This window comes from Pseudomonas sp. 3-2, from assembly GCF_019710535.1.
Classification (GTDB): domain Bacteria; phylum Pseudomonadota; class Gammaproteobacteria; order Pseudomonadales; family Pseudomonadaceae; genus Aquipseudomonas; species Aquipseudomonas pharyngis.
The window spans coordinates 1,550,354-1,574,639 of record NZ_CP081200.1; the positions used below are offsets into that span (position 1 = coordinate 1,550,354).

The 24,286-nt window shown below is 60.3% G+C and carries 25 protein-coding genes and 1 tRNA gene; 15 read left to right on the plus strand and 11 right to left on the minus strand.

Translation table 11 applies throughout. The annotated features are described in order from the left end of the window. Position 1: 1 nt before the first annotated feature. The 4 genes from K3819_RS06980 to K3819_RS06995 are packed head-to-tail and all read right to left on the minus strand — an operon-like array spanning position 2 to position 4,034. Complete coding sequence (locus K3819_RS06980) at positions 2-1,033, minus strand: AbrB family transcriptional regulator (RefSeq protein ID WP_085611616.1); 1,032 nt, start codon at positions 1,031-1,033, stop codon at positions 2-4. Further along, positions 1,026-2,540: a tripartite tricarboxylate transporter permease gene (locus K3819_RS06985; protein WP_039772694.1), complete on the minus strand. Its 1,515-nt coding sequence runs from the start codon at positions 2,538-2,540 to the stop codon at positions 1,026-1,028. Before K3819_RS06985 ends, K3819_RS06980 begins: the two co-directional genes overlap by 8 nt. Position 2,541: 1 nt before the next feature. Further along, a complete protein-coding gene (locus tag K3819_RS06990) occupies positions 2,542-3,000 on the minus strand; it encodes a tripartite tricarboxylate transporter TctB family protein (protein WP_039772692.1) in 459 nt (152 codons plus the stop codon). A 56-nt stretch (positions 3,001-3,056) separates the two neighbouring features. Continuing rightward, positions 3,057-4,034, minus strand: a complete 978-nt coding sequence (locus tag K3819_RS06995) for a tripartite tricarboxylate transporter substrate binding protein (RefSeq protein WP_039772690.1) — start codon at positions 4,032-4,034, stop codon at positions 3,057-3,059. Positions 4,035-4,484: 450 nt separating this feature from the next. Here K3819_RS06995 and K3819_RS07000 point away from each other — a divergent pair, with 450 nt between their 5' ends. Both K3819_RS07000 and K3819_RS07005 read left to right on the plus strand, forming a co-directional pair. Then, the gene (locus K3819_RS07000; RefSeq protein WP_007957980.1) at positions 4,485-5,156 is read left to right on the plus strand and encodes a response regulator; all 672 of its coding nucleotides are present in this window, start codon (positions 4,485-4,487) and stop codon (positions 5,154-5,156) included. After that, positions 5,149-6,540, plus strand: coding sequence for a sensor histidine kinase (locus tag K3819_RS07005; protein ID WP_064594105.1), 1,392 nt, complete (start codon positions 5,149-5,151; stop codon positions 6,538-6,540). The genes K3819_RS07000 and K3819_RS07005 overlap by 8 nt, the downstream gene beginning before the upstream one ends. Here the strand turns inward: K3819_RS07005 and K3819_RS07010 are convergent. After that, entirely contained in the window at positions 6,534-7,355 is an 822-nt protein-coding gene (locus tag K3819_RS07010; RefSeq protein WP_221398909.1) for an HDOD domain-containing protein, read from the minus strand. The two genes, K3819_RS07005 and K3819_RS07010, sit on opposite strands and share 7 nt — an antisense overlap. 35 nt (positions 7,356-7,390) lie before the next feature. Beyond that, positions 7,391-8,332, minus strand: a complete 942-nt coding sequence (locus K3819_RS07015; protein ID WP_085611614.1) for a folate-binding protein YgfZ — start codon at positions 8,330-8,332, stop codon at positions 7,391-7,393. A gap of 149 nt (positions 8,333-8,481) precedes the next feature. Between K3819_RS07015 and K3819_RS07020 the strand changes: the two genes are divergently transcribed. Both K3819_RS07020 and K3819_RS07025 read left to right on the plus strand, forming a co-directional pair. Continuing rightward, positions 8,482-8,736 (plus strand): succinate dehydrogenase assembly factor 2, encoded by a 255-nt coding sequence (locus K3819_RS07020; protein WP_007957989.1) that lies wholly within the window; start codon positions 8,482-8,484, stop codon positions 8,734-8,736. Further along, complete coding sequence (locus tag K3819_RS07025; RefSeq protein WP_064594109.1) at positions 8,720-9,172, plus strand: protein YgfX; 453 nt, start codon at positions 8,720-8,722, stop codon at positions 9,170-9,172. Before K3819_RS07020 ends, K3819_RS07025 begins: the two co-directional genes overlap by 17 nt. On the opposite strand, the gene nadB is transcribed toward K3819_RS07025, so the two are convergent. Further along, positions 9,141-10,757 (minus strand): L-aspartate oxidase, encoded by a 1,617-nt coding sequence (gene nadB, locus K3819_RS07030; protein ID WP_064594112.1) that lies wholly within the window; start codon positions 10,755-10,757, stop codon positions 9,141-9,143. The two genes, K3819_RS07025 and nadB, sit on opposite strands and share 32 nt — an antisense overlap. A 559-nt stretch (positions 10,758-11,316) precedes the next feature. Between nadB and rpoE the strand changes: the two genes are divergently transcribed. The 4 genes from rpoE (at position 11,317) to K3819_RS07050 (ending at position 15,143) form a co-directional block, all read left to right on the plus strand. Then, positions 11,317-11,898 carry an RNA polymerase sigma factor RpoE gene (gene rpoE / locus K3819_RS07035; RefSeq protein WP_003172477.1) on the plus strand — a complete coding sequence of 194 codons (582 nt, stop codon included), beginning with the start codon at positions 11,317-11,319 and terminating at the stop codon, positions 11,896-11,898. Between the two features lie 31 nt (positions 11,899-11,929). After that, a complete protein-coding gene (locus tag K3819_RS07040) occupies positions 11,930-12,517 on the plus strand; it encodes a sigma-E factor negative regulatory protein (protein ID WP_039772679.1) in 588 nt (195 codons plus the stop codon). 8 nt (positions 12,518-12,525) lie between these two features. Continuing rightward, positions 12,526-13,488 carry a MucB/RseB C-terminal domain-containing protein gene (locus K3819_RS07045; RefSeq protein WP_221398910.1) on the plus strand — a complete coding sequence of 321 codons (963 nt, stop codon included), beginning with the start codon at positions 12,526-12,528 and terminating at the stop codon, positions 13,486-13,488. Between the two features lie 284 nt (positions 13,489-13,772). Continuing rightward, positions 13,773-15,143 (plus strand): DegQ family serine endoprotease, encoded by a 1,371-nt coding sequence (locus K3819_RS07050; RefSeq protein ID WP_236189711.1) that lies wholly within the window; start codon positions 13,773-13,775, stop codon positions 15,141-15,143. A 77-nt stretch (positions 15,144-15,220) separates the two neighbouring features. On the opposite strand, the gene K3819_RS07055 is transcribed toward K3819_RS07050, so the two are convergent. Next, positions 15,221-16,654, minus strand: a complete 1,434-nt coding sequence (locus K3819_RS07055) for a M48 family metalloprotease (RefSeq protein ID WP_085611612.1) — start codon at positions 16,652-16,654, stop codon at positions 15,221-15,223. Between the two features lie 97 nt (positions 16,655-16,751). Between K3819_RS07055 and K3819_RS07060 the strand changes: the two genes are divergently transcribed. Beyond that, positions 16,752-16,991 carry a sulfurtransferase TusA family protein gene (locus tag K3819_RS07060; RefSeq protein ID WP_007958011.1) on the plus strand — a complete coding sequence of 80 codons (240 nt, stop codon included), beginning with the start codon at positions 16,752-16,754 and terminating at the stop codon, positions 16,989-16,991. Positions 16,992-17,023: 32 nt separating this feature from the next. Then, positions 17,024-18,094, plus strand: coding sequence for an AI-2E family transporter (locus K3819_RS07065; RefSeq protein WP_039772670.1), 1,071 nt, complete (start codon positions 17,024-17,026; stop codon positions 18,092-18,094). A 123-nt stretch (positions 18,095-18,217) separates the two neighbouring features. Here the strand turns inward: K3819_RS07065 and K3819_RS07070 are convergent, their stop codons facing one another. Both K3819_RS07070 and K3819_RS07075 read right to left on the minus strand, forming a co-directional pair. After that, entirely contained in the window at positions 18,218-18,691 is a 474-nt protein-coding gene (locus tag K3819_RS07070; RefSeq protein ID WP_064594118.1) for a peroxiredoxin, read from the minus strand. A 10-nt stretch (positions 18,692-18,701) separates the two neighbouring features. Next, positions 18,702-19,262, minus strand: a complete 561-nt coding sequence (locus tag K3819_RS07075) for a glycine cleavage system protein R (RefSeq protein ID WP_007958014.1) — start codon at positions 19,260-19,262, stop codon at positions 18,702-18,704. A gap of 313 nt (positions 19,263-19,575) precedes the next feature. Between K3819_RS07075 and dapA the strand changes: the two genes are divergently transcribed. The 5 genes from dapA to K3819_RS07100 all read left to right on the plus strand — a co-directional run bounded on the left by dapA (position 19,576) and on the right by K3819_RS07100 (position 23,269). Next, the gene (gene dapA / locus K3819_RS07080; RefSeq protein ID WP_085747220.1) at positions 19,576-20,454 is read left to right on the plus strand and encodes a 4-hydroxy-tetrahydrodipicolinate synthase; all 879 of its coding nucleotides are present in this window, start codon (positions 19,576-19,578) and stop codon (positions 20,452-20,454) included. Positions 20,455-20,471: 17 nt separating this feature from the next. Next, complete coding sequence (gene bamC, locus K3819_RS07085) at positions 20,472-21,587, plus strand: outer membrane protein assembly factor BamC (protein WP_064383102.1); 1,116 nt, start codon at positions 20,472-20,474, stop codon at positions 21,585-21,587. 4 nt (positions 21,588-21,591) lie between these two features. Continuing rightward, complete coding sequence (locus K3819_RS07090; protein WP_221398911.1) at positions 21,592-22,353, plus strand: MBL fold metallo-hydrolase; 762 nt, start codon at positions 21,592-21,594, stop codon at positions 22,351-22,353. Positions 22,354-22,381: 28 nt separating this feature from the next. Continuing rightward, on the plus strand, positions 22,382-23,095 hold the full coding sequence (gene purC / locus K3819_RS07095; protein ID WP_007958019.1) for a phosphoribosylaminoimidazolesuccinocarboxamide synthase: 714 nt from the start codon (positions 22,382-22,384) through the stop codon (positions 23,093-23,095). An 84-nt stretch (positions 23,096-23,179) separates the two neighbouring features. Further along, positions 23,180-23,269 (plus strand) — tRNA-Ser (locus tag K3819_RS07100). Positions 23,270-23,462: 193 nt separating this feature from the next. Here K3819_RS07100 and K3819_RS07105 read toward each other — a convergent pair. Continuing rightward, a complete protein-coding gene (locus tag K3819_RS07105; protein ID WP_221398912.1) occupies positions 23,463-24,206 on the minus strand; it encodes an abortive infection family protein in 744 nt (247 codons plus the stop codon). Positions 24,207-24,286 lie beyond the last annotated feature (80 nt).

A 24,286-nucleotide genomic window follows, 5' to 3' on the forward strand; every position in this document is an offset into this window, starting at 1 on the left:
CTCAGGGCTGGCGGTTCCAGTATTTGAACAACGGTTCCGCCAGAAACAACACGAACAACAACCGCATCACCTGCATTGCCGTCACCAGCGGCACCGACAGTTGCAGGGTCTCTGCCGTCAGGCTCATCTCGGCGATCCCGCCGGGCATCATGCCCAACGTCAGCGAGCGCAGATCCAGATGGGTCAGCGCACTCAATCCCAACGCCGCCAGTGTCGCGATCAACATGGTCAGCGCCGTGCCGATCAATGTGCGCCCCATGAACGACGGGGCGCGGCGGAAGAACTGGCGGTTGAAGTGACACCCCAGACCGCTGCCGATCAACCACTGGCCAATCTGACTGCCGCCATTGGGCAAACCGATGTGCAGATCCCAGCCGATGCTCACCGCCGCGCTGACCAGCAGCGGACCGAACAGCCAAGGGTTGGGTTGACGCAGACGTTGCCAGAGCCAGGCGAGCAAGCCACCCGCCGGAAAAAGAATCGCCAGCCAGCGCCAATCGACGCTGCCGGCGTGTGAAATCGGGGTGCCGTCACCCAGCAGATACTTGAACGCCGCCGGAACACACAACACCACCACCAACACCCGCAGACTCTGCCCGGCCGCGACATGGCTGAGCAGCGCGCCGTTGCGGGCGCCGAGGTTGACCATCTCGCCGGAGCCGCCGGGCATGCTGGAGAAAAATGCCGTGGCGCGATCCTCGCCGGTGCGGCGCATCAGCCACACGCCGACCACCGCCGAAAGGCTGGTGACCAGCGCGCCGAAGAAGATCAGGCCGAAGTGGCCGAGCACCTGCTCCATCACCAGCGGGGTGAAGTGCAGGCCGATGCCGATCCCGACGATCCACTGGCCGCACTTGCGGCCGCCAGGGATTTCAGCCAATTGCCACGGGGTCAGGCAGCGCACCAGGATGATCGCCAGCAACGAACCGACCATCCACGGCAGCGGCCAGCCGATCTGGCTGGCGATGTAGCCGCCAAGCAAACCGACCAGCGGGGTTCCCCACCAGGTTTTGAGGGAGAGCCGATCAGACATCGGCAACGGCGCGTTGCGCGGCCGAGCGTTTGCGCCAGATGCGCAGCAGCGGCATCAGCAACATGATGGCAGTCAACACCCAGACGCCGAAGGTGATCGGACTCGACCAGAGGATTTCCAGCGCACCGTTGGAAATCGACAGCGCCCGGCGCAGGTTCTGCTCCATCAGCCCGCCGAGGATGAACCCCAGCAGGACTGGCGACAGCGGGAAATCCAGTTTGCGCAGGATGTAGCCGAAGATGCCGATGCCGACCATCAGGAACAGGTCGAACGTGGTTGCATGTACGGCGTACACACCGATCCCGGTGATGATCGCGATGACCGGCACCAGAGCCCAGTTCGGCACGGCGAGGATACGGGTGAAGATGCGGATCATCGGGATGTTCAGGATCACCAGCATGATGTTGGCGATGAACAGCGAAGCGATCAGGCCCCAGACGATGTCCGGCTGTTGCTGGAACAGCAGCGGGCCGGGGGTGATGTTGTACAGCGACAGGGCGCCGATCATCACCGCCGTGGTGCCCGAACCCGGAACGCCGAGGGTCAGCATCGGCACCAGCGCGCCGCAAGCGGAGGCACCGATGGCGGTTTCCGGTGCGGCGAGGCCGCGGGCGTCGCCCTGACCAAACTTGCCGCTGGCGCCGGCGATACGTTTCTCGGTCATGTAGGCCACGGCGCTGGCCAGGGTCGCGCCGGCACCCGGCAACACGCCCATGATGAAACCGAGCAGGCCGCAACGGATGTTCACTACGAACACCGACGCTGCTTCCTTGAAGTTGAACATCATCCGCCCGGTGGCTTTCACCGCTTCCTGGCCGCGATGGGTTTTTTCCAGCAGCAGGAGGATTTCGCTGACCGAGAACAGGCCCAGTACCAGCACCACGAACTGAATGCCGTCAGTCAGGTGAATGTTGTCGCCGGTGAAACGGTAAACGCCGCTGTTGGCGTCGATGCCGACGCTGGACAGGAACAGGCCGATCAACGCCGCAATGAAAGTCTTCAGCGGTCGGTCACCGGCCATGCCGCCGAGACAGACAATCGCGAACACCATCAACACGAAGTATTCCGCCGGACCGAAGGCAATCGCCCATTTCGCCAGCAGCGGGGCGAACAGCACCATGCCGCAGGTGGCGATGAAGGCGCCGATGAACGAACTCCATGCCGACAACGACAATGCCACGCCGGCCAGGCCTTTGCGGGCCATCGGGTAACCGTCGAGGGTGGTCATCACGGTGGAGGCTTCGCCCGGAATGTTCAGCAGGATCGAGCTGATCCGGCCGCCGTATTCGCAGCCCAGATAGACCGCCGCCAGCAGGATCAGGGCAGATTCCGGCGGCAGTCCGAGGGCGAACGCGATCGGGATCAGCAACGCCACACCATTGATCGGACCCAGGCCCGGCAACAACCCGACTACGGTGCCGATCAACGTGCCGGTCAGGGCCGTGACCAGGTTGTACGGACTCAGCGCGACGCCGAAGCCCTGACCCAAATAACCGAGAGTATCCATATCAGTTCTCCAGAACGTCGAGCAGGCCGAGGGGCAGCGGAACGTCCATCACGCGGTCGAACAACACGTACAAACCAATCGCCATCAGCGTCGTGACAATGACGCTGGGCACCCAGCGCCCGCCATACAGGCGCGCCATCGGGATGCCGATCAGAATGCTGCTGAGGATGAAGCCCAGCGGTTCGAACAAACCGGCGAACACCAGCAGCAAGGCGACGCAGATCGCGATCTTGGTCAGGGTTTCGCGATCCAGCGGCGGTTCGTCCTCGCTGTGTTTGATCGGTGCCGGGCGGAACACCATGTACAGCAGCGCCAGGCCCATCAGGCCGAGCATCAGCAATGGAAACGCCCGAGGGCCCACCGGTTCGTAGGAAAAAGCCGCCTGATACGGCCACGCCATCAGTGCCAGGCCGGCACAGGCCAGCAACAGCACCGAGGCAAAAATGCGTTGAATAAGCATGAGGGAACTCCTGCCATGGCCCCGGTGAGAGGGCCATGGACGCTAGACAGAGACGATCACTGAATCAGGCCGAACTCTTTGGCCAGCACCTTGTAGTCCGCCACCTGTTTCTTGACGTAGGTGTCCAGCTCGGGACCGGTCATGGCGAACGGGAACAGCTCACGCTGATCGCGCAGCTTGGCGAAGTCGTCGGAGGCCAGGAGTTTGTCGAAGGAGTCTTTCCACCAGGCGTAGTCTTCATCGCTGACTTTTGGCCCGAGGTAGAAACCGCGCACCACTGGCCAGACGATGTCGTAGCCTTGCTCGCGCGCGGTAGGGATGTCCTTCATTTCCGGCTCGTCCAGGCGTTTCTCGGCAAACACGGCCAGCAGGCGCATGTCGCCGCTCTGGATATGCGGCATGGAGTCGGAAATGTCGGTACTGCCGACCTGGATATGACCGCCGAGCAGGGCGGTGGCGATCTCGCCGCCCCCTTCGAGGGCGACGTAGCGCAGGTCGCGCGGGTTGATCCCGGCGGCTTTGGCGATCAGCGCAGTCTGCATCCAGTCCTGGCTGCCAACGGTGCCGCCGGAGCCAATGACCACGGAACTCGGATCTTTCTTCAGCGCCTGCACGAGATCATCGAGGGTTTTGTAGGGCGAATCGCTTTTCACCGCGATGGCGCCGTAGCTGGTGCCGACTGCCGCCAGCCAGCGCACGTTGGTTTCATCGAACCGACCGAACTTGCCCTGGGCCAGGTTCAACAGCGATCCGCTGGACCACGCCACCAGCGTGCCGGCATCGGCCGGACGCTGCGCCACAACGGCGTTGTACGCCACCGCACCGACGCCACCGGGCATGTAGGTCACGCGCATCGGTTTGGTCAGCAGTTTTTCGTTGACCAGCGCGCTTTGCGCCAGTTTGCAGGTCAGGTCGAAACCGCCACCGGGGGAGGCCGGGGCAATGCATTCGGGGCGTTTCGGTTCGGCCATCAGTTGGCCGGCGAACAGCACGCAACCGGCAGCGAGGGCGAAACGGCGCAGGGATCGGTTCATGAGTGTCTCCACGGGAGTTGTTGTTTTTGGGGATGTTTCAGGTGCGGCGGTTTCGCGCGCGCAGGCTAACAGGCTCAGACCCGGACGGGTTGAACGCCGCGCAGCCGACGATGGCGCTGACAAGCGAAAACGGGGAAATTCGAAAGGAAGAATGAAACGGGTCAACCTGAAGCTGTGTGGACAGCATGGTGCAGTACCTCGTTATTGTTCTTATTGGCGAAAACGCATCGAGGCGTTTTTCGAGAGCTACGTTTTGAAACTACGGTGTATGAACAGGCAAAACGGCGAAGGTCGGCAGTCGGGACCTTCGGTGAAACGACTCTAACGGCCCAACCTTTCGCTAACCTTTCAGTATTCTTTCGCGTGTTTTCGGGCTTCACAGTGGCGGTTGCGGCTGTAAACTCCGCCGCAAAGAATGGCGTCGGCCATCCCTGAATGAGGTAGAGATCCATGCGTGTCCTGCTCGTCGAAGACCATTTGCCGCTGGCCGAAAGCGTCGCCCAGGCGCTCAAGAGCACCGGTCTGACCGTGGACGTCTTGCACGACGGCGTGGCTGCCGACCTGGCCCTGGGCAGCGAGGAGTACGCGGTGGCGATCCTCGATGTCGGTCTGCCGCGCATGGACGGTTTTGAGGTGCTGGCGCGCCTGCGGGCCCGGGGCAAGAATCTGCCGGTGCTGATGCTGACGGCCCGCAGTGACGTCAAGGATCGGGTCCATGGGCTCAATCTCGGCGCCGATGACTACCTGGCCAAGCCGTTCGAACTCACCGAGCTCGAAGCACGGGTCAAGGCGTTGCTGCGCCGCAGTGTGCTTGGCGGCGAACGCCAGCAGCGCTGCGGTGTGCTGGCCTATGACCTCGACACCCGACGCTTCACCCTCGGCGATGAATTGCTGACGCTGACTTCTCGCGAACAAGCGGTGCTCGAAGCGCTGATCGCCCGTCCGGGTCGAGTGATGAGCAAGGAGCAACTGGCTGCGCAGGTGTTCGGTCTCGACGAAGAGGCCAGCCCCGATGCCATCGAAATCTACGTGCACCGCCTGCGCAAGAAGCTCGACGGCCATTCGGTGGCCATCGTGACGTTTCGCGGTCTGGGCTATTTGCTGGAAAGCCGCGATGCATAAGCCCAGCAGCCTGCGCTGGCGGCTGCTGTGGAACCTCGCGCTGCTGCTGGTGGTGTTGATGCTCGCCAGCGGATTGAGTGCGTACTGGAACGGTCGCGAAGCCGCCGACACCGCCTACGACCGCACGCTGCTGGCCTCGGCGCGGACCATTGCTGCCGGTCTGTCGCAGCGCGATGGCAGTCTCAGTGCCGATGTGCCGTACGTGGCGCTCGATACCTTCGCTTACGACAGCGCCGGGCGCATCTATTACCAGGTCAACGACATCAACCAGAAGTTGATTTCCGGCTACGAAAATCTGCCGGGCCCGCCGCCGGGCACGCCGAGAACCGACAGTTATCCCGCCCTGGCGCGGTTTTACGACGCGAAATATCAGGGCCAGAACGTGCGTGTGGTCAGCCTGCTCAAAGCGGTCAGCGAGCCGAACATGAACGGCATGGCTGAAATCCGCGTTGCCGAAACCGATGAGGCGCGCGTCAGCATGGCCCGCAGTCTGGCGGCAGATACCTTGCTGCGGCTGGGCATGTTGGCGATTGGCGCGCTGTTGCTGGTGTGGTTTGCAGTGAGTGCTGCGCTACGGCCGATCGAACGTCTGCGCACGGCAGTGGAAGAGCGCCAACCTGACGACTTGCGTCCGTTGCCGCTGGTGGAGGTCCAGCATGAGTTGTCGCCGCTGGTGCGTGCGCTCAACCATTTCACCGAACGCCTGCGTGGCCAGTTCGAGCGGCAGGCGCAATTCATCGCCGATGCAGCCCATGAGCTGCGCACGCCACTGGCGGCGCTCAAGGCGCGACTTGAACTGGGCTTGCGCTCGAACGAGCCGCAGACCTGGCGCGAAACGCTGGAATCCTCGGCACAAAGCACGGATCGCCTGACCCATCTGGCCAATCAGTTGCTGTCGCTGGCTCGAGTGGAAAACGGCGCCCGGGCGATTGCCGAGGGCGGTGCGCAGTTGCTCGATCTGAGTCAGTTGGCGCGAGAACTGGGCATGGCCATGGCTCCACTGGCCCATGCGCGGGGTGTCGCGCTTGCGCTGGAAGCGGACGAGCCGGTATGGCTGCGTGGCGAGCCGACATTGCTCAACGAGTTGCTGAGCAATCTGGTGGACAACGCGCTGGCCCACACGCCGCCGGGCGGCAACGTGATTCTGCGGGTCAGGGCGCCGGCGGTGCTGGAGGTTGAAGACGATGGGCCGGGCATTCCGCTCGAAGAGCGGGATCGGGTTTTCGAGCGTTTTTACCGGCGCAACCAGCAGGTGGCCGGTTCCGGGCTGGGGTTGGCGATTGTCGGGGAAATCTGCCGCGCGCATCTGGCGCAGATCAGTCTGCACGATGGTGAGCAGGCGGGTTTGAAGGTACGGGTGAGTTTTGTCGCCGGTGATCAGTAGAACATCGACCGCGATTCTTCCAGATCGGCGCACAGCGCCTTGTTTTCCGGATCGATACCAAGCTTGCGGAACGCCGGCACGCTGAACGGATCGATGCGGGCCAACGGATGGTTGGTGTCCTTGTGGCAATACAGGCTGGCCACTTGCACGATGTCGACGTAATCGATGTGCTGCGATTCGCGCTTGAGGTCCTGATACAGCCCCGGCAGCTCCACCAGGCGCTCCGGAAACTCCCAGACCCGCAGCAATTTGTCGCCGAGCAACGGGTGAATGTGATCGATCACATGATTGAGGCTGACCGGGTCGGACAGCAATTCGTAGTGGTCTTCGGCGTAGGTCAGGATCGGCAGCACGCCGATCTGATGAACCAGTCCACCGAGCGCAGCCTGGTCGGGCTTGAGCTGGGTGTAACGGCGGCAGAGGGCGTAGCTGACGCCGGCGATCTCCAGGCTTTTGCGCCAGACTTCGCGCATCTTCTGTTCGACCACGTCGGAGCGGGCGTGGAAGATCTGCTCCATCACCAGACCGATCGCCAGGTTGCTGCTGTAGTTGACGCCGAGCCGGGTGATGGCGGTGTGCAGGTCGGTGACTTCCTGGGTGGCGCGCAGCAGCGGGCTGTTGACCACTTTGATCAGACGCGCCGACAGCGCCGTGTCACGGCCGATCACTTTGCTCAGGTCGCTGACGCTGATGTCCGGATCTTCCGCGGCCTTGCGAATCTGCAGGGCCACTTCCGGTAACGTTGGCAGAACCAGGTCATCGTTATCGATGGCCTCAACCAAATCCTGTTGGACCTTATCCGCCAGCTCACTCATGTCGTTTCTCTAGGGTGTTGCAACAAATGCTGCGATCAACGCTGGATTTCGCGGTCGCGATCCAGTTCGTATGGCAGGTCGAGCAAGTGCAGCGCCGGACCTTCGGCCGAGCCCAGATGCAAGTCGCCCGCTTCGGCAGCTTCGGCCTGCAACACCGCCAGCAGTTCAATATTCTTTTCGGTACGGGCGGCCAGCACCACTTCGCCGATGGAACTGCCGTGGCTCGGGGCGAACAGCGCGGTGCCGGGCTCCGGCAACTCAGCAGCGTCCAGTTGCACGCGATACAGGCGACGCTTGAGTTTGCCCAGGTATTGCATGCGCGCGACGATTTCCTGGCCGGTGTAGCAGCCTTTCTTGAAGCTCACGCCGCCGACGGCTTGCAGATTGAGCATCTGCGGGATGAACAGCTCGCGGGTGCTCGGCATGACCTGACCGATCCCGGCGCGAATCTGGCCCAGCAGCCATTGATTCAGTTCGCCTTCGCTCAATTGCGCGGACAGTTTGCCTTTGACGGTGTCGGCCTGATCGGCGGGCACCCAGAGTTCGGCACGGTTCGGGGAGACGCGAATTGCGATCAGCCCTTCGTGGCGGGCCACGCTGTCGGTTTCTGCCGGCAGTTCCAGACCCAGGTTGCTCAGGGCCGCATTGTCATGATCGAGGCCGAAGCGCACCCAGGAGGCGCTTTCGTCGGTCAGTTTCGATTTGGAGAACACCGCGTACTTTTTCAGGTCCGCCAGTTGCGGCTCCAGCAGTTCACCCGCCATCGCCAGCAGCACGCCGTCGCCTTCCAGCACGATGCGGAAGCTCGACTGCATCCGGCCTTTCTGCGTGCAGCGGGCGCCGAGGCTGGCTTGGGTATCGCTCAGGTAATTGATGTTGCAGGTCAACTGGCCTTGCAGGAATTTGCCGGCATCCGCGCCGCGAACCGCGAGAACGCCTTCATGAGACAGGGTGCAGAAAAAAGCAGAATCGGCCATGGGTCATCGCAGGGTAAATAGACTGGGGCACATCATAAGGGGGTGGTGTTGAAATGGGTAGTTCATAAAGGATCTATGGTGCCCGACCAAAGCCGACTGTTCGGGCCGCTTCGGGCCTGTATACTTGCGGCCTATTTGAGGAGGGCTCCATGGTCGAACAAGTTGAACTGAATCGCCTCTTTTGGCACAGCCGTCGCGGCATGCTGGAACTCGACGTGTTGCTGGTGCCGTTCGTGAAAGAGGTCTACGCCAATCTGAACGAGGTGGATCGCGCGCTGTATGTCCGCCTGCTCGAGTGCGAGGATCAGGACATGTTCGGTTGGTTCATGGAGCGCAGCGAATCGGAAGATCCCGAGCTGCAACGCATGGTTCGCATGATTCTGGACCGTGTCCAGCCCAAGTAATACGTTCGAGTGCCGCTGGCATGCCTCACGGCAGTTGCTGGCGGCGTATCTGCTGGCCCAGGCATTCGCGCTGGGTTCTCTGTTTCTATTGTCGATTCCGTTCTGGACCGTTTTGCTCGGGGCGTTCGCGTGTCTCGGCCATGCGGCCTGGGTGTTGCCACGGCAGATTCTGCTGAGTCATCCCAAGGCATTTTGCCGATTGCGCCGGGACGCCGATGGCTGGCAATTGTGGAACCGGGCCGATGGCTGGCAAGCGGTGCAATTGCGCCCGGACAGCCTGGCGCTGCCGCTGATCGTGGTGCTGCGCTTTCGATTGCGTGGTGAGCGGCGAGTCAGATCGATCTGCGTGCCGCGGGATGCACAGGCGGCGGATCTGCACCGGCGCCTGCGGGTTCGCCTGAAGTTCAGCCGGCGTAGGTGGGCGGCACCAGAATAGTGTCGAGCGCTTCGGGCAGCAGGTTCGGGTAGTCGAGGGTGTAATGCAGGCCTCGGCTTTCCTTGCGTTCCATGGCCGAACGGATCATCAGTTCCGCCACTTGCGCCAGGTTGCGCAGCTCGATCAGATCGCGACTGACTTTATAGTTGCTGTAGAACTCGTCGATTTCGTCCAGCAGCAGACGCACCCGATGCTGTGCCCGTTGCAGGCGCTTGTTGGTGCGCACGATGCCCACGTAGTCCCACATGAAACGCCGCAATTCGTCCCAGTTGTGGGCGATGATCACGTCTTCGTCGGAGTCGGTCACCTGGCTGGCGTCCCAGGCCGGCAGGGCGTGTGGAATCGCCACATCGGGAAGTTGCTCGAGAATGTCCGCCGCTGCCGAGCGGGCGTAGACGAAGCATTCGAGCAGCGAGTTGCTGGCCATGCGGTTGGCACCGTGCAGACCGGTGAAGCTGGTTTCGCCGATGGCGTACAGGCCGGGCACATCGGTGCGGCCCTGTTGATCGACCATCACGCCGCCGCAGGTGTAATGCGCGGCCGGGACGACCGGGATCGGTTGTTTGGTGATGTCGATGCCGAATCCGAGGCAGCGCTCGTAGACGGTCGGGAAGTGCGATTTGATGAAGGCTTCGGGTTTGTGGCTGATGTCGAGGTAGACGCAATCGACACCCAGACGCTTCATCTCATGGTCAATGGCGCGGGCGACGATGTCCCGTGGCGCCAGTTCTGCACGTGAGTCGAAGCGCTGCATGAAGCGTTCGCCATTCGGCAACTTCAAATGGGCGCCTTCGCCACGCAGAGCTTCAGTTACCAGAAAACTCTTGGCTTGTGGATGATAGAGGCAGGTGGGGTGGAACTGGTTGAACTCCAGGTTCGCCACCCGGCAGCCCGAACGCCACGCCATGGCGATGCCATCACCGCAGGCGCCGTCGGGGTTGCTTGTATATAGATAGACTTTGGCAGCGCCGCCGGACGCCAGGATCACGAAGCGTGCGCCGAAGGTATCGACTTCGCCGGTTTTGCGGTTGAGCACGTAGGCGCCCAGGCAACGTTCGCCCTCCAGCCCCAGCCGGCGTTCGGTAATCAGATCGACCGCTACCCGCTGTTCGAGCAACTCGATGTTCGGGCGTTCTTTGGCCTGGGCCAGCAGGGTCGTGAAAATCGCGGCGCCGGTGGCGTCGGCGGCGTGGATGATGCGGCGATGGCTGTGGCCGCCTTCGCGGGTCAGGTGAAATTCGAAACCGCCGTCTTCAGTGCCGGACTGATCGTCGCGAGTGAAGGGTACGCCTTGATCGATCAACCACTGGATCGCTTCCTTGCTGTGCTCGACGGTGAAACGCACCGCGTCTTCGTGGCACAGGCCGCCGCCGGCATTCAAGGTGTCATCGACATGGGATTCGACGGTGTCGGTGTCGTCCAGCACGGCCGCGACGCCACCCTGGGCCCAATAGGTCGAGCCGTTGGCGAGGTCGCCTTTGCTCAGTACGGCGATGCGCAAGTGACCGGGCAGGGTCAGCGCGAGACTCAAACCGGCAGCGCCGCTGCCAATCACCAGGACATCGTGTTGAAACTGTTGGCTCATTTCAGGATTCCGCTCAAAGCGACCCGGGTCGGGGTTGGCGCAGGACAGGCGAATGGGCGAGTCGAGACAGCCACACAGCCCACTAGTATATAGAGGGGTTGGGCGGCACAATAGCCGGGCCGATATGGCATTGTGAAACTACCGTGACGGAAATATACGGACGCTTTGTCGGGAAGTTTTCTTCACCGGTTTTGGGGAAAAGCGACTGTATCGCAGATGAAACACGCTTTTTCCGCTCACGGTTGCACAATGTCGGCGCGGCACGTCTATAAATATTTGGAACTTTTGCCAGAGGCTCAAGATCAATAGACAGTTGCCCGAAACAAGGGACAGTGTCGGCTTCAATGCGGAACCTGCGATTGGGTTCTTGCCGGCGAGCCGATGACAAGATTATTCGCGCAGCCGGTTCATCCCGCGCTGCGTTTTTCGTGCGTGCCAAATCAGAGCCCGCAGGAAACTTGCTTGGAGGGGGAGAACTTTTGCGAAAAGCCCGAGTCTATGTTTGCAAGTCCGGTCGTTTGGTCATGCAAGCCTCCTTCGAGTTTATCGAGGAGTGTTCATGCTAACCCAGGAAGAGGATCAGCAGCTGGTCGAACGCGTTCAGCGTGGCGACAAGCGAGCTTTCGATCTGCTGGTGCTGAAGTATCAGCACAAAATTCTCGGGTTGATCGTGCGTTTTGTGCACGACACCCATGAAGCCCAGGACGTCGCACAAGAAGCCTTTATCAAGGCGTATCGAGCGCTTGGAAATTTCCGCGGCGACAGTGCGTTTTATACGTGGCTGTACCGCATCGCCATTAACACGGCGAAGAACTATCTGGTTTCACGCGGCCGCCGGCCGCCGGATAGCGATGTAAGTTCCGAAGATGCAGAGTTCTATGACGGCGATCACGGCCTGAAAGATCTCGAGTCTCCTGAACGGGCATTACTGCGGGATGAGATCGAAGGCACCGTCCATCGAACCATTCAGCAACTGCCGGAGGATTTGCGCACAGCGTTAACTTTGCGCGAATTTGATGGTCTGAGTTACGAGGACATCGCGAGCGTCATGCAATGTCCGGTTGGTACCGTGCGCTCCCGGATTTTCCGCGCCCGGGAGGCCATCGATAAAGCCCTGCAGCCGTTGTTGCAGGAAAACTAAAGACAGCGGCGACAGCCAAGAGAGGAACGCCATGAGTCGTGAAGCCCTGCAGGAATCGCTGTCCGCAGTGATGGATAACGAGGCGGACGAACTGGAATTGCGTCGAGTGCTCAATGCACTGGACGATGTTGAAACCCGTGAAACCTGGGCTCGTTACCAGATCGCTCGGGCAGCCATGCACAAGGATTTGTTGCTTCCACGTCTGGATCTCGCTGCGGCCGTTTCTGCTGCGTTGGAAGACGAAGCGACCCCTGCCAAGGTGTCCCGCGGCCCATGGCGTAGCCTTGGTCGTCTGGCCGTAGCCGCTTCGGTGACTGTTGCCGTTCTGGCGGGTGTTCGCCTGTACAACCAGGACGAAATCGCCGGCGTCGAACTCGCTCAGCAATCCAATCAGCCAGTGTTGGCCACACCTCAGGTCAAAGGCCCGGCGGTATTGGCAGGCTATAGTGAGAGTTCGGAAGCTACTGGCCCAATGGCCAATGGTGTATTGCAAGGTCAGCCAGGCTGGCACGATCAGCGTCTGCCAGGTTACCTGCGTCAACACGCTCAACAGGCTGCCTTGAAAGGCACCGAGAGCGCGCTGCCTTATGCACGTGCAGCAAGCCTGGAAAACCGTTAAGGGGGATCATGCGCGCCATACCTCTACTTTCGCTTCTGCTCAGCGGCTGGTTCATTGTTCCAGCCCACGCCGACGAGGCTCAGGACTGGTTGACCCGCCTGGGCCAGGCCGAGCAGCAGCAAAGCTTTCACGGCACATTCGTTTACGAGCGTAACGGTAGTTTTTCTACCCACAACATCTGGCATCGCGTCCAGAATGGCCAGGTCCGCGAGCGTTTGCTTCAGCTCGATGGTTCGGCTCAGGAAGTCGTGCGCATTGATGGACATACTCAATGCGTCAGCGGCACCCTGATTGCGGGTCTGGGAGATTCTCCCAATTCCGCCGCTCGGCCTCTCGATCCTCAAAAGCTGAAGAACTGGTATGAGCTTGCCGTCATTGGCAAGTCGCGTGTGGCCGGGCGTGAAGCGGTGATCGTATCGCTGACGCCACGGGATCAGCACCGCTACGGTTTCGAACTGCATCTGGACAAGGAAACGGGTCTGCCGCTCAAGTCGCTGCTGTTGAACGACAAGGGGCAGTTACTCGAGAGATTCCAGTTCACGCGACTGGATACCTCTGAAACTCCATCCGACAAAGATCTGCAAGCCAATTCCGATTGCAAGACAGTCACCCTCGACAGCGACAAGGCTTCTGCGGTCAAGACCGCACAGGTCTGGCGTTCCGACTGGCTGCCTCCTGGCTTCGAGCTCACCAGCAGCTCCTCGCACAAGGACCCGGAAACCAAGACCCAGGTCAACAGCCTGATGTATGACGATGGTCTTGCCCGCTTCTCCGTGTTTCTCGAGCCGCTGAACGGCGCAACCGTCACCGATACCCGGACTCAGTTGGGCCCGACCGTTGCCGTATCCCGCCGTTTGACTACGCCTCAAGGCGAAATGATGGTTACGGTAGTTGGCGAGATTCCAATCGGGACCGCCGAACGGATTGCCCTGTCGATGCGCAATGATGGCGCTGCAACCAGCAAGCAGTGAGCTGATTCCAGCTATCTCCACTTCGTCTTCGAGACGTGAAATGTTTGCTGAGCATTTTCATTTGCAAAACAGCCAAAAATTTTTTATAGGTCAGAGCCTCTCGGCTCTGGCCTTGTTTGTTGTTCCCGGAACAAAAATGCCGGCCTGTGGTTCCCGGTGTTCCTTGCTCCATATCGCTTAACCCTGCTCGTCGTAACGGGAGCTGTATGTCGATACCAAGCTTGAAGTCTTATCTCTCCATTTTCGCCACGGTGCTGGTGCTCGGTCAGGCTGTTCCTGCAGCCATGGCGGCTGAAGCGGTCAGCCCGGCCAGCCTGCCTGATTTCACCCAACTGGTCGAACAGGCCTCGCCTGCGGTGGTGAATATCAGTACCACGCAAAAGCTGCCGGATCGCAAAGTGAACCAGCAGATGCCTGACCTTGAAGGCTTGCCACCGATGCTGCGCGAGTTCTTTGAGCGCGGCATGCCGCCGCAACAGCGTTCTCCGCGTGGTGATCGCCAGCGTGAAGCGCAATCGTTGGGTTCGGGCTTCATCATTTCGCCGGATGGCTACATTCTGACCAACAACCACGTGATCGCCGATGCCGACGAAATCCTAGTGCGTCTGGCAGATCGCAGTGAAATGAAGGCCAAACTGATCGGCACCGACCCACGTTCCGACGTCGCGCTGCTGAAAATCGAAGGCAAGGATCTGCCAGTGCTGAAGCTTGGCAAATCTCAGGATCTGAAAGCCGGCCAGTGGGTCGTGGCAATCGGTTCGCCATTCGGCTTTGACCACACCGTGACCCAAGGCATTGTCAGCGCCGTCGGCCGCAGCCTGCCGAACGAAAACTATGTGCCATTCATCCAGACCGACGTGCCGATCAACCCGGGCAACTCCGGTGGCCCGCTGTTCAACCTGAACGGTGAAGTGGTCGGGATCAACTCGCAGATCTACACCCGTTCCGGTGGCTTCATGGGCGTGTCGTTCGCCATTCCGATCGACGTGGCCATGGACGTTTCCAACCAGCTGAAAAGCGGTGGCAAGGTCAGTCGTGGCTGGTTGGGCGTCGTCATCCAGGAAGTGAACAAGGATCTGGCCGAGTCGTTCGGTCTGGACAAACCGGCCGGTGCGCTGGTTGCACAGATTCAGGATGACGGCCCGGCTGCCAAGGGCGGCCTGCAAGTGGGTGACGTAATCCTGAGCATGAACGGTCAACCGATCGTCATGTCCGCTGACCTGCCACATCTGGTGGGTGCGTTGAAGGCCGGCGCCAAAGCCAATCTCGAAGTGATTCGTGACGGCAAACGCAAGAATGTCGAGCTGACTGTCGGCGCCATCCCGGACGAAGACAAGGAGCTGGATGCGCTGCCCAAATCCGGTGCCGAGACCAACAGCAATCGCCTGGGTGTATCGGTCGCCGAACTGACCGCCGAGCAGAAGAAAACCTACGACCTGAAAGGTGGTGTGGTAATCAAGGAGGTGCAGGACGGTCCTGCGGCCCTGATCGGTCTGCAACCGGGCGACATCATCACGCACCTGAACAACCAAGCCATTGGCTCTTCGAAGGAGTTCGCCGAGATCGCCAAGGCGCTGCCGAAAAACCGTTCGGTGTCGATGCGCGTTCTGCGTCAGGGTCGTGCCAGCTTCATCACCTTCAAACTGGCTGAATGATCCAGTTATCTAAGAAGTAAAAAAACCGCCTCGAAAGAGGCGGTTTTTTTGTGTCCGGAATTTGTCTCGGCGCGAGCTTAACCCATCATGTCCTTTACCATGCGCTCCTGCTCCATCAGTTCGCGCTGGCGGGCATCGATGCGTGAGGACAGCGGGAAGTTGCTGCCGGCCTTGCGCTTGGCGAAGTCCAATTGCTGGATCGCCTGGCGGTAATCGCCGACCAGCGCGAAATACTCGGCACGGGCCTGATGCAGGCCAATTATGTTGCCGGACAGCCCGCGAGTTTCTGCGACCTGATACCAGACGTCCGGATCGTCCGGACGCGATTTCAACAAGCCCTCCAGCGCTTTCTCTGCATCGGCGGTACGGTTCTGTTTCAGCAGCAGATCGACGCGCACCTGATTCAGCGGGTAATTGCCGGGGTACTGACCGAGCATCCGGTCAACCCGGGACTGGGCATCGGCCAGCTTGTTGTTGGTGATGTCCAGATCGACCTGCGCCAGGTTGTAGATGATCTCGTTCGGCGATTTGGCCAGCAGTTGCTTGAGATTCTCTCGGGCTTCATTCAACTGACCGCCCTTGATCTGGGCGATCGCCAATCCGTAACGGGCCACATCGTTGTTCGGATTATCGTCCAGTTGCGCGCGAAAGCGCTTGGCGCCGAGCCCCGGCGTTTCTTCGTAGGTCAACTGCACCCGCGCGCGGATCAGTTGATAGCGCTTGCTGTCTTCGATACCGCCGGGTTTTGCCTGCTCGGCGCGGTTGCGGGTGTCGGCGATCCGCGATTCGGTGACCGGGTGAGTCAGCAGGAATTCCGGCGGTTTGGCATCAAAGCGATACTGGCGCATCAAACGCTCGAACATGGTCGGCATCGAGCGCGGATCGTAGCCGGCCTTTTCCAGGTTGAGGATGCCGATGCGGTCGGCTTCCTGTTCGTTCTGGCGCGAGAAACGCCGTTGTTCCTGGATCGCCGCGGCTTGGGTACCGGCTATTGCTGCAATGCCGGCGTCACCGGCGCCGGCAGCGGCGATCACGATGCCGGCCAGCAGCGCCGCCATCATTGGCACCTGCATCCGCTGCGAAGCCTCGACGCCACGGGCGAAGTGGCGCTGGGACAAGTGAGCCAGTTCGTGGGCCAGTACCGAGGCATATTCGCCCTCGGTCTGGGCATTGAGGAACAGGCCGCCGTTGACCCCGACAATCCCGCCTGGTGCCGCGAAGGCGTTGAGCTGCGGGCTGTTGATCAGGATGAATTCCAGGCGTCGGTCATTGACCTGGCTGGTTTCCACCAGCTTGTAGACGCTGGACTCGACGTAGTCCTTGAGTTGTGGATCGTTGAGCTGCGAAACCTGGCTGCGCAGCAATGCCAGCCAGGCGCGACCCAGTTGATATTCCTGTTGTGGCGAGACGATGGCAGAGCTGGCGTCACCGAGTGACGGCAGGTCGTCGGCGAAGCCCGGTGAGGCGAGCAGGCAAGCGAGCGTCAGCAGGGTAGGGCGCAGAAATGTCATGCACAAAGCCTTAATCGACAAAGACCTTACTGTAGCCGGACACCGGGCCTGCGACCAGATATTCTAGGCAGCCTGACCACCTGATCCGGAGTGACGCATGACCGACGCTGTAGCCCATGACTGTGAACTGGACGCCAGTGGCCTGAATTGTCCGTTGCCGTTGCTCAAGGCCAAAATGGAGCTGAACAAGCTGCCCAGTGGCGCAGTACTCAAGGTGATTGCCACGGATGCTGGCTCGCAACGCGACTTTCGCACCTTTGCCAAATTGGCCGGTCATACGCTGCTGCGTGAAGAGGACGAGGCGGGTGTCTACCGTTACTGGCTGAAAAAAGCCTGAAACCGACCGCGTAAATGACCTAAGGAAAATTGATGTTCAAAGTGTTGCGCGACTGGATTCAGCGCTACTTCTCCGATGAAGAAGCCGTGGTGCTGGCGGTGCTGCTGTTTCTCGCCTTCACCGCGGTACTGACGCTTGGCGGAATGCTCGCGCCGGTGCTGGCCGGGATGGTGCTGGCGTATCTGATGCAGGGGCTGGTGCTCACGCTTGAACGTCTGCGCGTGCCCGGTGGGGCGGCGGTCGGTCTGGTGTTTGCACTGTTCATGGGCGTGCTGATGGTGTTCATCGTCGTGGTGCTGCCGCTGCTCTGGCATCAGTTGATCACGCTGTTCAATGAATTGCCGGGGATGCTCGCCAAGTGGCAATCGCTGCTGTTGTTGCTGCCCGAGCGCTATCCGCATCTGGTCTCCGATGAGCAGGTGCTGCAAGCGATCGAAGCGGCGCGAGGCGAGATCGGCAAGTTCGGCCAGTGGGCGTTGACGTTCTCGCTGTCGAGCCTGCCGCTGCTGGTGAACATCATGATCTATTTGGTGCTGGTGCCGATCCTGGTGTTCTTCTTCCTCAAGGACCGGGCGATGATCGGCGAGTGGGTGCGCGGCTATTTGCCACGAGAGCGGGCACTGATCACTCGGGTCGCCGAGGAAATGAACCGGCAGATCGCCAACTACATTCGCGGCAAGGTCATCGAGATCGTGATTTGTGGCGGCGTGACCTACATCGCCTTCGTCGCCCTCGGATTGAACTACGCAGCACTGTTGGCGTTACTGGTGGGCGTGTCGGTGGTGGTGCCGTATGTCGGCGCCGTGGTGGTGACCGTGCCGGTGCTGCTGATTGCGCTGTTCCAGTGGGGCTGGAGCGATCAGTTCATCTATTTGATGGCGGTCTACGGGATCATCCAGACCCTGGACGGCAACGTGCTGGTGCCGTTGCTGTTTTCCGAGGCGGTCAACCTGCACCCGGTGGCAATCATCTGCGCGGTGCTGTTGTTCGGCGGGTTGTGGGGATTCTGGGGAGTGTTCTTCGCGATTCCGCTGGCGACGTTGTTCAAGGCTGTGCTTGATGCCTGGCCGCGCAAGGAGCCGGTGGTGGCGCCACTGCTCTAGAAAGCGGATTATTCGTTGAGTCTTATGGCCCCGTCGCGAGCAAGCCCGCTCCCACATTAGACCTCGGTCAACTGTGGCAGCGGGCTTGCTCGCGAAGGCGTCAGTGAAGTCGACGCAGAAATATCAGGCCTTGTTCAGCGCCTGAGCAGCAGCCAGCACTGCATCCACATGTCCTGGCACTTTCACGCCGCGCCATTCCTGACGCAGTACGCCGTTCTTGTCGATCAGGAACGTGCTGCGATCAACGCCCAGGTATTCCTTGCCGTAGAGTTTTTTCAGCTTGATCACGTCGAACAGTTGGCAGACGGCCTCGTCCTTGTCGCTGATCAGCTCGAACGGAAACTCCTGCTTGCACTTGAAGTTCTCGTGGGACTTCAGGCTGTCGCGGGAAATGCCGAAGATTTCCGTGTTGGCAGCCTTGAATGCTGCGTATTGATCACGAAAGCCCTGGCCTTCGGTGGTGCAGCCCGGGGTGCTGTCCTTCGGATAGAAGTAGATCACCACTTGCTTGCCCTTGAGGGCCGACAGGCTGACAGTCTGCCCGCTGGTGGCAGGTGCTTCGAAATCCGTAACCGGTTGGTCGATGACAACGGCCATGAAAGCTTCCTTACATTGGGTTCTGTGGGCGCCACGGTTCGATCAGTGCATCCAGGTTCATGGCGTCGGCGAAATCCAGGAACTGGTCCCGCAGCCAACTGATCTGGGTGCCGGCCGGCAGGGTCACGGTGAACGTGGCGTTGAGCATGGTGCCGCCGGTCTGCGGTGCCTGATAGGTATCGCAGGTCAGGTTTTCCAGCTCGACGTTGTGATCCATGAAGAACTGGCACAGCTCGTTGATGATGTCCGGACGGTACGCCGAAGACACGTAAGCTACGTACGGCAGGGCTTGCGGACGATTTTCCAGGGCGGCGCTGCGCACCACATTGACGGTGAACGCATGACGCTTGGCCAGCACTGGCAGGCTGCCTTCCAGGCGGGCCAGGGCGTCCCAGCTGCCGGAGACTTCGAGCACCAGCGCGCTGCACTCGCCGTGGCGGGTCAGGCGCGAGGTGACGACCGCACAGCGGTTTTCATGGCTGGCGCGGCACAGGACGTTGGTCAGCTCCATGGGATTGGCGCCGAGGGCACTGATGACAAGGAATTGTTCGCGAACTGTGGGGGTGGACATGCAGCATTCCTAAAGCGATGAGCGGTCGGTAGGGAGAGGGCGTTGATTGCCGGGGCAATGCCTGTCCGGAAGACCCGATTCGTGTGGCGCTACGGCTCCATGAACAAGCAAGCGTACGGCAACGACACTGGAACGGGGCCTGGGAGGCCGAAACGGGAGACTGGAACCCGGCGTACAAGCTGATCAGTACCGATCAAAGTCTGAAGGGTAGCGAAAAGCGGCGCCAAGGGGAATGGCGGCACAGTACTTCGCTTGTGCAAGCATCTTGGCGCCAGTACCATTACCGCTCTCTTTTTCCGGCAGGAGCGGTTTCATGATTGCGGGCAGTATGGTGGCACTGGTCACACCCATGGATGCACAAGGGCGTCTTGACTGGGACAGCCTCAGCAAACTCGTGGACTTCCATCTCAAGAACGGCACCCATGCCATTGTCGCGGTCGGCACCACCGGCGAGTCGGCAACCCTTGATGTAGAAGAACACATCGCCGTCATCAAAGCCGTGGTCAAACAGGTTGCCGGTCGTATTCCGGTGATCGCCGGTACTGGCGCCAACTCGACCCGCGAAGCGGTCGAGCTGACCCGCAATGCCAAAGAAGCCGGTGCCGATGCCTGCCTGTTGGTCGTTCCGTACTACAACAAGCCGACCCAGGAAGGCCTGTACCAGCACTTCAAGCACATCGCCGAAGCGGTCGACATCCCACAGATTCTCTACAACGTTCCTGGCCGCACCTCCTGCGACATGCAGGCCGAGACCGTGATCCGCCTGTCCACCGTGCCGAACATCATCGGCATCAAGGAAGCGACCGGCGACCTGAAGCGCGCCAAGGCGATCATCGACGGTGTGAGCAAGGACTTCATCGTGCTGTCCGGCGATGATCCGACCGCAGTCGAGCTGATTCTGCTGGGCGGTAAAGGCAACATCTCCGTCACCGCCAACGTCGCCCCGCGCGAAATGGCCGACCTGTGTGAGGCCGCGCTCAAGGGCGACGCCGAGACCGCACGGGCCATCAACGAAAAACTGATGCCGCTGCACAAGGACCTGTTCATCGAAGCCAACCCGATTCCGGTGAAGTGGGCTTTGGTCGAAATGGGCCTGATGCACGAAGGCATCCGCCTGCCGCTGACCTGGCTGAGCACACCTTGTCATGAAACGTTGCGCTCGGCCCTGCGCCAGTGCAGCGTCCTGGTTTAATTGAGGAAGTACAACGCATGAAGCGAATGGCCGGACTTTCCGCACTTGCCTTGATTATCTCCAGCACCAGTGGCTGCGGATGGGTCTGGGGCCCGGAAGGTTATTTCCGTGACCGTGGTAGCGATTACCTGGAAGCGCAACAGACTGCACCGATGCAACTGCCACCGGACGTCAGCACCTCCAAGCGCCTGGATCCGCTGCTGCCGATCCCGCGCAACGTGGCCGACGACACCGCCAAGGGTGAGTACATCGTTCCGCGTCCTCAACCACTGTCGACCGTGGCCGACGCCAGCGACTACTCGCTGCAGAAGAGCGGTGATTCGCGTTGGGTCATGGCCCAGCATCCACCGGCCGAAGTCTGGCCAGTGGCGGTGCAGTACTTCCAGGACAACGGTTTCCGTCTGGATGAACAGCGCCCGCAAACCGGCGAATTCACCACCACCTGGCAGCATTCCGACGAACTGTCCGCCGCCATGGCCAAGCGCCTGAGCGCCGCCGGCGTCAGCACCGACAGCGAAACCCGCGTGCGGGTGCGCATTGAGCCGGGCGTGCAGCGCAACACCAGTGAAGTCTATGTGGTCAGCGCCGAGCGTCCTGCCGGCAGCACCGCCAATGTCGATTTCACCAACCGTTCGGTCAACACCGGCCTCGACGCCGCGCTGGTCGACGACATGCTCGCGAGCATGAGCCGTACCTCCGAGAAGGGTGGTTCGGTGTCGATGCTGGCTTCGCGTGATTTCGATACCCCGAGCCGTGTCAGCCTGAGCGAAGACGGCAGCGGCAACCCGGTACTGAACGTCGGTACGGACCTGGATCGTGCCTGGTCGAGCGTCGGTCGTGCGCTGGAGCAGGGCGAATGGCGCGTTGAAGACATCAACCGAAGCCTGGGTCTCTACTACATCAACTTGTCCGAGAAGGCCGAGAAGAAAGACGAGAAGCCTGGTTTCTTCAGCAGCCTGTTCGGCAGCGCGCCGACCAAGGAAGAAGTTGAAGCCCGCGCCGAGCGTTATCAGGTTCGCCTGAGCAAGGTCGGCGAGAACGTTCAGGTGACCGTCGAGAAAAACATCAACACCGTTGCGCCAGCCGATGTGGCCCGCAAAGTGTTGAGCGTGATTCAGGACAACCTGGGCTGATCCAATGCGTTTTGCCGTTCTCGGCAGCGGTAGCCAAGGGAACGGCACGCTGATCGCCAGTGCTGATACGTATGTGCTGGTTGATTGTGGTTTTTCCCTGCGGGAAACCGAAAAACGCCTGTTGCGCCTGGGTGTGACCCCGGCGCAACTGAGCGCGATACTCGTAACCCACGAACATGCCGACCACGTGCATGGCGTGGGTTTGCTGTCTCGGCGCTACAATCTGCCTGTCTACCTCAGTCGCGGCACACTGCGCGGGATGCGCAAACCGATTGAACCTGCCGGTTTCGTGACCGGTGGCGAGCAGTTGCAGATCGGTGCTCTGAACATCGGGGTCATTGCCGTGGCCCATGATGCACAGGAACCGACCCAGTACGTATTCAGCGATCAAGAGCAGCGGCGCTTCGGCCTGCTGACCGACCTGGGTTCATACTGCGAGCGGGTGCTGGACGGCTATCGGGATCTCGATGCGTTGATGATCGAGTCCAACCATTGTCGCGACATGTTGGCCCGTGGTCATTACCCGTACTTTCTCAAGCAGCGGGTCGGCGGCGAGCTAGGACATTTGAACAACCATCAGGCGGCATTCCTGGTGGCCGAGTTGGGCTGGCAAGGCCTGCAACACCTGGTCCTGGCCCATCTGAGCAGCAAGAACAACCTGCCGCAGCTGGCCCGGCAATGTTTTGTCGACACCCTCGGGTGCGACCCGGACTGGCTGCAACTGGCCGATCAAGATTCAGGGCTCGACTGGCGCCACATCGCCTAGCCCATCTACTTAGCAAGCGGAGCCCATCATGGAAAAACGTGAAGAACTCTACCGCGGCAAAGCCAAATCGGTTTACAAGACCGACGACGCTGACCGCTTGATCCTGCTGTTTCGCAACGACACTTCGGCGTTCGACGGCAAGCGCATCGAGCAGCTCGACCGCAAAGGCATGGTGAACAACAAGTTCAACGCCTTCATCATGCAGAAACTCGAAGCGGCCGGCATTCCGACCCAATTCGACAAACTGCTGGCCGACAACGAAGTGCTGGTGAAAAAACTCGACATGATCCCGGTCGAGTGCGTCGTGCGTAACTACGCCGCCGGTAGCCTGGTCAAGCGTCTGGGCGTCGAGGAGGGCATGAAGCTCAACCCGTACACCTTCGAACTGTTCCTGAAGGACGACGCCAAGGGCGACCCGTTCATCAACGAATCCCACGTCGTGGCGTTCGGTTGGGGCACCGCCGAGCAACTGGCGCGCATGAAAGAACTGTCGCTCAAGGTCAACGAAGTCCTGAGCAAACTGTTCGACGACGCAGGCCTGTTGCTGGTGGACTTCAAGCTGGAATTCGGCGTGTTCAGCGACGGCTCCATCGTCCTGGGTGACGAGTTCAGCCCGGACGGCTGCCGTCTGTGGGACAAGGACACAAAGAAGAAGATGGACAAGGACCGCTTCCGTCAGGGCCTCGGTGACGTCATCGAAGCCTACGAAGAAGTCGCCAACCGTCTGGGCGTACCGCTTTAATCGACGCAAGCATCTGATAGCACGGAAAAAATTTCGTCTGGGGGTTTCCCATTCAGCGAAAGTGTTGTTATGATGCGCGCCGTTGGAGAGATGCCAGAGTGGCCGAATGGGACGGATTCGAAATCCGTTGTACCTTCACCGGTACCTAGGGTTCGAATCCCTATCTCTCCGCCATACATAGAAAAAGCCCCGTAGCTGAGAAGCTGCGGGGCTTTTTTGTTTGCGTTGGGAAAGCGTGTTTGGCTACAGGGGCCGTGCGGATCGTATTGCCTGCGTAGAGAAAATAAATCTGTTCCCGGTGCTGCGCGTTTGTTCGTGCGCCGTTTACCTTCTGCTAAAAAGTCAGAACGGCTCCTTTGCTCGGGTATCAGACGGGTTTGGTAGATTTAGCCTCCCATGTGCCGAGCAGGTATAGAGCAAGCGAGCCTGCCAGGTTCACAGCCAGTTCAGCATGCCTTGGAGCTGGTTTCACGCCAGCTTTACCTGTGCCATGGGAATCGCTCAGGCGGTTCCTCAAAGCCCCCAGTCCTTCGACTACGGACGTGCAGCCGCCAAGGATCTGCTTGAATACCTTTTCTGTGTGTTGTGAGGGTGCAAGATTGAGCAATTCAGCCGTTTGACGGTAAAGCTTGTTGAGGTCTGGGGTATCGTCATAGTCGATCCCAGCTTCTTCTAGGATGTGCTTGCAAACCGATTCGAGAAGGGTGCGCGCCATAGTAATTGCGCCTTCTGGATCAGTGGTGCGGCGCTCCAGTGATTTCGTCCATGCGACTCTCACATGCTCGGAATCAAACCGCTCGATTGCACCAGTGACAACGTGGTCTGCTGGTGACGATCCACCTTTTTCTACGTAGTCAAGCAATGGGCGAAATTCATCCCACAAGTAGGTTCGGCGTTCGGCATAGGTGCCGTACTCGTTCTTGATGAACTGCCAAAACTGACTGAGGCTGCGGCAGCTGCTCACGCACCGTGGGACCATCGTCGCAAGGGTAGGGTCGTCGAGAATCGTGCGCCTGAGCATCAGATACGCGGTGTCGTCCTCGTTACCGCCCGTAGCCTGCGAGACCAGCATGTGCTGTAGCGCTTCTGCTTCTTCTGAAAGTGGATGCATCTCTTGGCCTCCTGCAACCGGCTATGGACAGTCTCACTCGTTGAAGTGAAATGAAAATGTGCTAAGGAAAGGTCAGAAGC

Coding starts and splice junctions, on each gene's coding strand:
- K3819_RS06980 (WP_085611616.1), bottom strand. CDS start 1,033: ATGTCTGATCGGCTCTCCCTCAAAACCTGGTGGGGAACCCCGCTGGTC.
- K3819_RS06985 (WP_039772694.1), bottom strand. CDS start 2,540: ATGGATACTCTCGGTTATTTGGGTCAGGGCTTCGGCGTCGCGCTGAGT.
- K3819_RS06990 (WP_039772692.1), bottom strand. CDS start 3,000: ATGCTTATTCAACGCATTTTTGCCTCGGTGCTGTTGCTGGCCTGTGCC.
- K3819_RS06995 (WP_039772690.1), bottom strand. CDS start 4,034: ATGAACCGATCCCTGCGCCGTTTCGCCCTCGCTGCCGGTTGCGTGCTG.
- K3819_RS07000 (WP_007957980.1), top strand. CDS start 4,485: ATGCGTGTCCTGCTCGTCGAAGACCATTTGCCGCTGGCCGAAAGCGTC.
- K3819_RS07005 (WP_064594105.1), top strand. CDS start 5,149: ATGCATAAGCCCAGCAGCCTGCGCTGGCGGCTGCTGTGGAACCTCGCG.
- K3819_RS07010 (WP_221398909.1), bottom strand. CDS start 7,355: ATGAGTGAGCTGGCGGATAAGGTCCAACAGGATTTGGTTGAGGCCATC.
- K3819_RS07015 (WP_085611614.1), bottom strand. CDS start 8,332: ATGGCCGATTCTGCTTTTTTCTGCACCCTGTCTCATGAAGGCGTTCTC.
- K3819_RS07020 (WP_007957989.1), top strand. CDS start 8,482: ATGGTCGAACAAGTTGAACTGAATCGCCTCTTTTGGCACAGCCGTCGC.
- nadB (WP_064594112.1), bottom strand. CDS start 10,757: ATGAGCCAACAGTTTCAACACGATGTCCTGGTGATTGGCAGCGGCGCT.
- rpoE (WP_003172477.1), top strand. CDS start 11,317: ATGCTAACCCAGGAAGAGGATCAGCAGCTGGTCGAACGCGTTCAGCGT.
- K3819_RS07040 (WP_039772679.1), top strand. CDS start 11,930: ATGAGTCGTGAAGCCCTGCAGGAATCGCTGTCCGCAGTGATGGATAAC.
- K3819_RS07045 (WP_221398910.1), top strand. CDS start 12,526: ATGCGCGCCATACCTCTACTTTCGCTTCTGCTCAGCGGCTGGTTCATT.
- K3819_RS07050 (WP_236189711.1), top strand. CDS start 13,773: ATGGCGGCTGAAGCGGTCAGCCCGGCCAGCCTGCCTGATTTCACCCAA.
- K3819_RS07055 (WP_085611612.1), bottom strand. CDS start 16,654: ATGACATTTCTGCGCCCTACCCTGCTGACGCTCGCTTGCCTGCTCGCC.
- K3819_RS07060 (WP_007958011.1), top strand. CDS start 16,752: ATGACCGACGCTGTAGCCCATGACTGTGAACTGGACGCCAGTGGCCTG.
- K3819_RS07065 (WP_039772670.1), top strand. CDS start 17,024: ATGTTCAAAGTGTTGCGCGACTGGATTCAGCGCTACTTCTCCGATGAA.
- K3819_RS07070 (WP_064594118.1), bottom strand. CDS start 18,691: ATGGCCGTTGTCATCGACCAACCGGTTACGGATTTCGAAGCACCTGCC.
- K3819_RS07075 (WP_007958014.1), bottom strand. CDS start 19,262: ATGTCCACCCCCACAGTTCGCGAACAATTCCTTGTCATCAGTGCCCTC.
- dapA (WP_085747220.1), top strand. CDS start 19,576: ATGATTGCGGGCAGTATGGTGGCACTGGTCACACCCATGGATGCACAA.
- bamC (WP_064383102.1), top strand. CDS start 20,472: ATGAAGCGAATGGCCGGACTTTCCGCACTTGCCTTGATTATCTCCAGC.
- K3819_RS07090 (WP_221398911.1), top strand. CDS start 21,592: ATGCGTTTTGCCGTTCTCGGCAGCGGTAGCCAAGGGAACGGCACGCTG.
- purC (WP_007958019.1), top strand. CDS start 22,382: ATGGAAAAACGTGAAGAACTCTACCGCGGCAAAGCCAAATCGGTTTAC.
- K3819_RS07105 (WP_221398912.1), bottom strand. CDS start 24,206: ATGCATCCACTTTCAGAAGAAGCAGAAGCGCTACAGCACATGCTGGTC.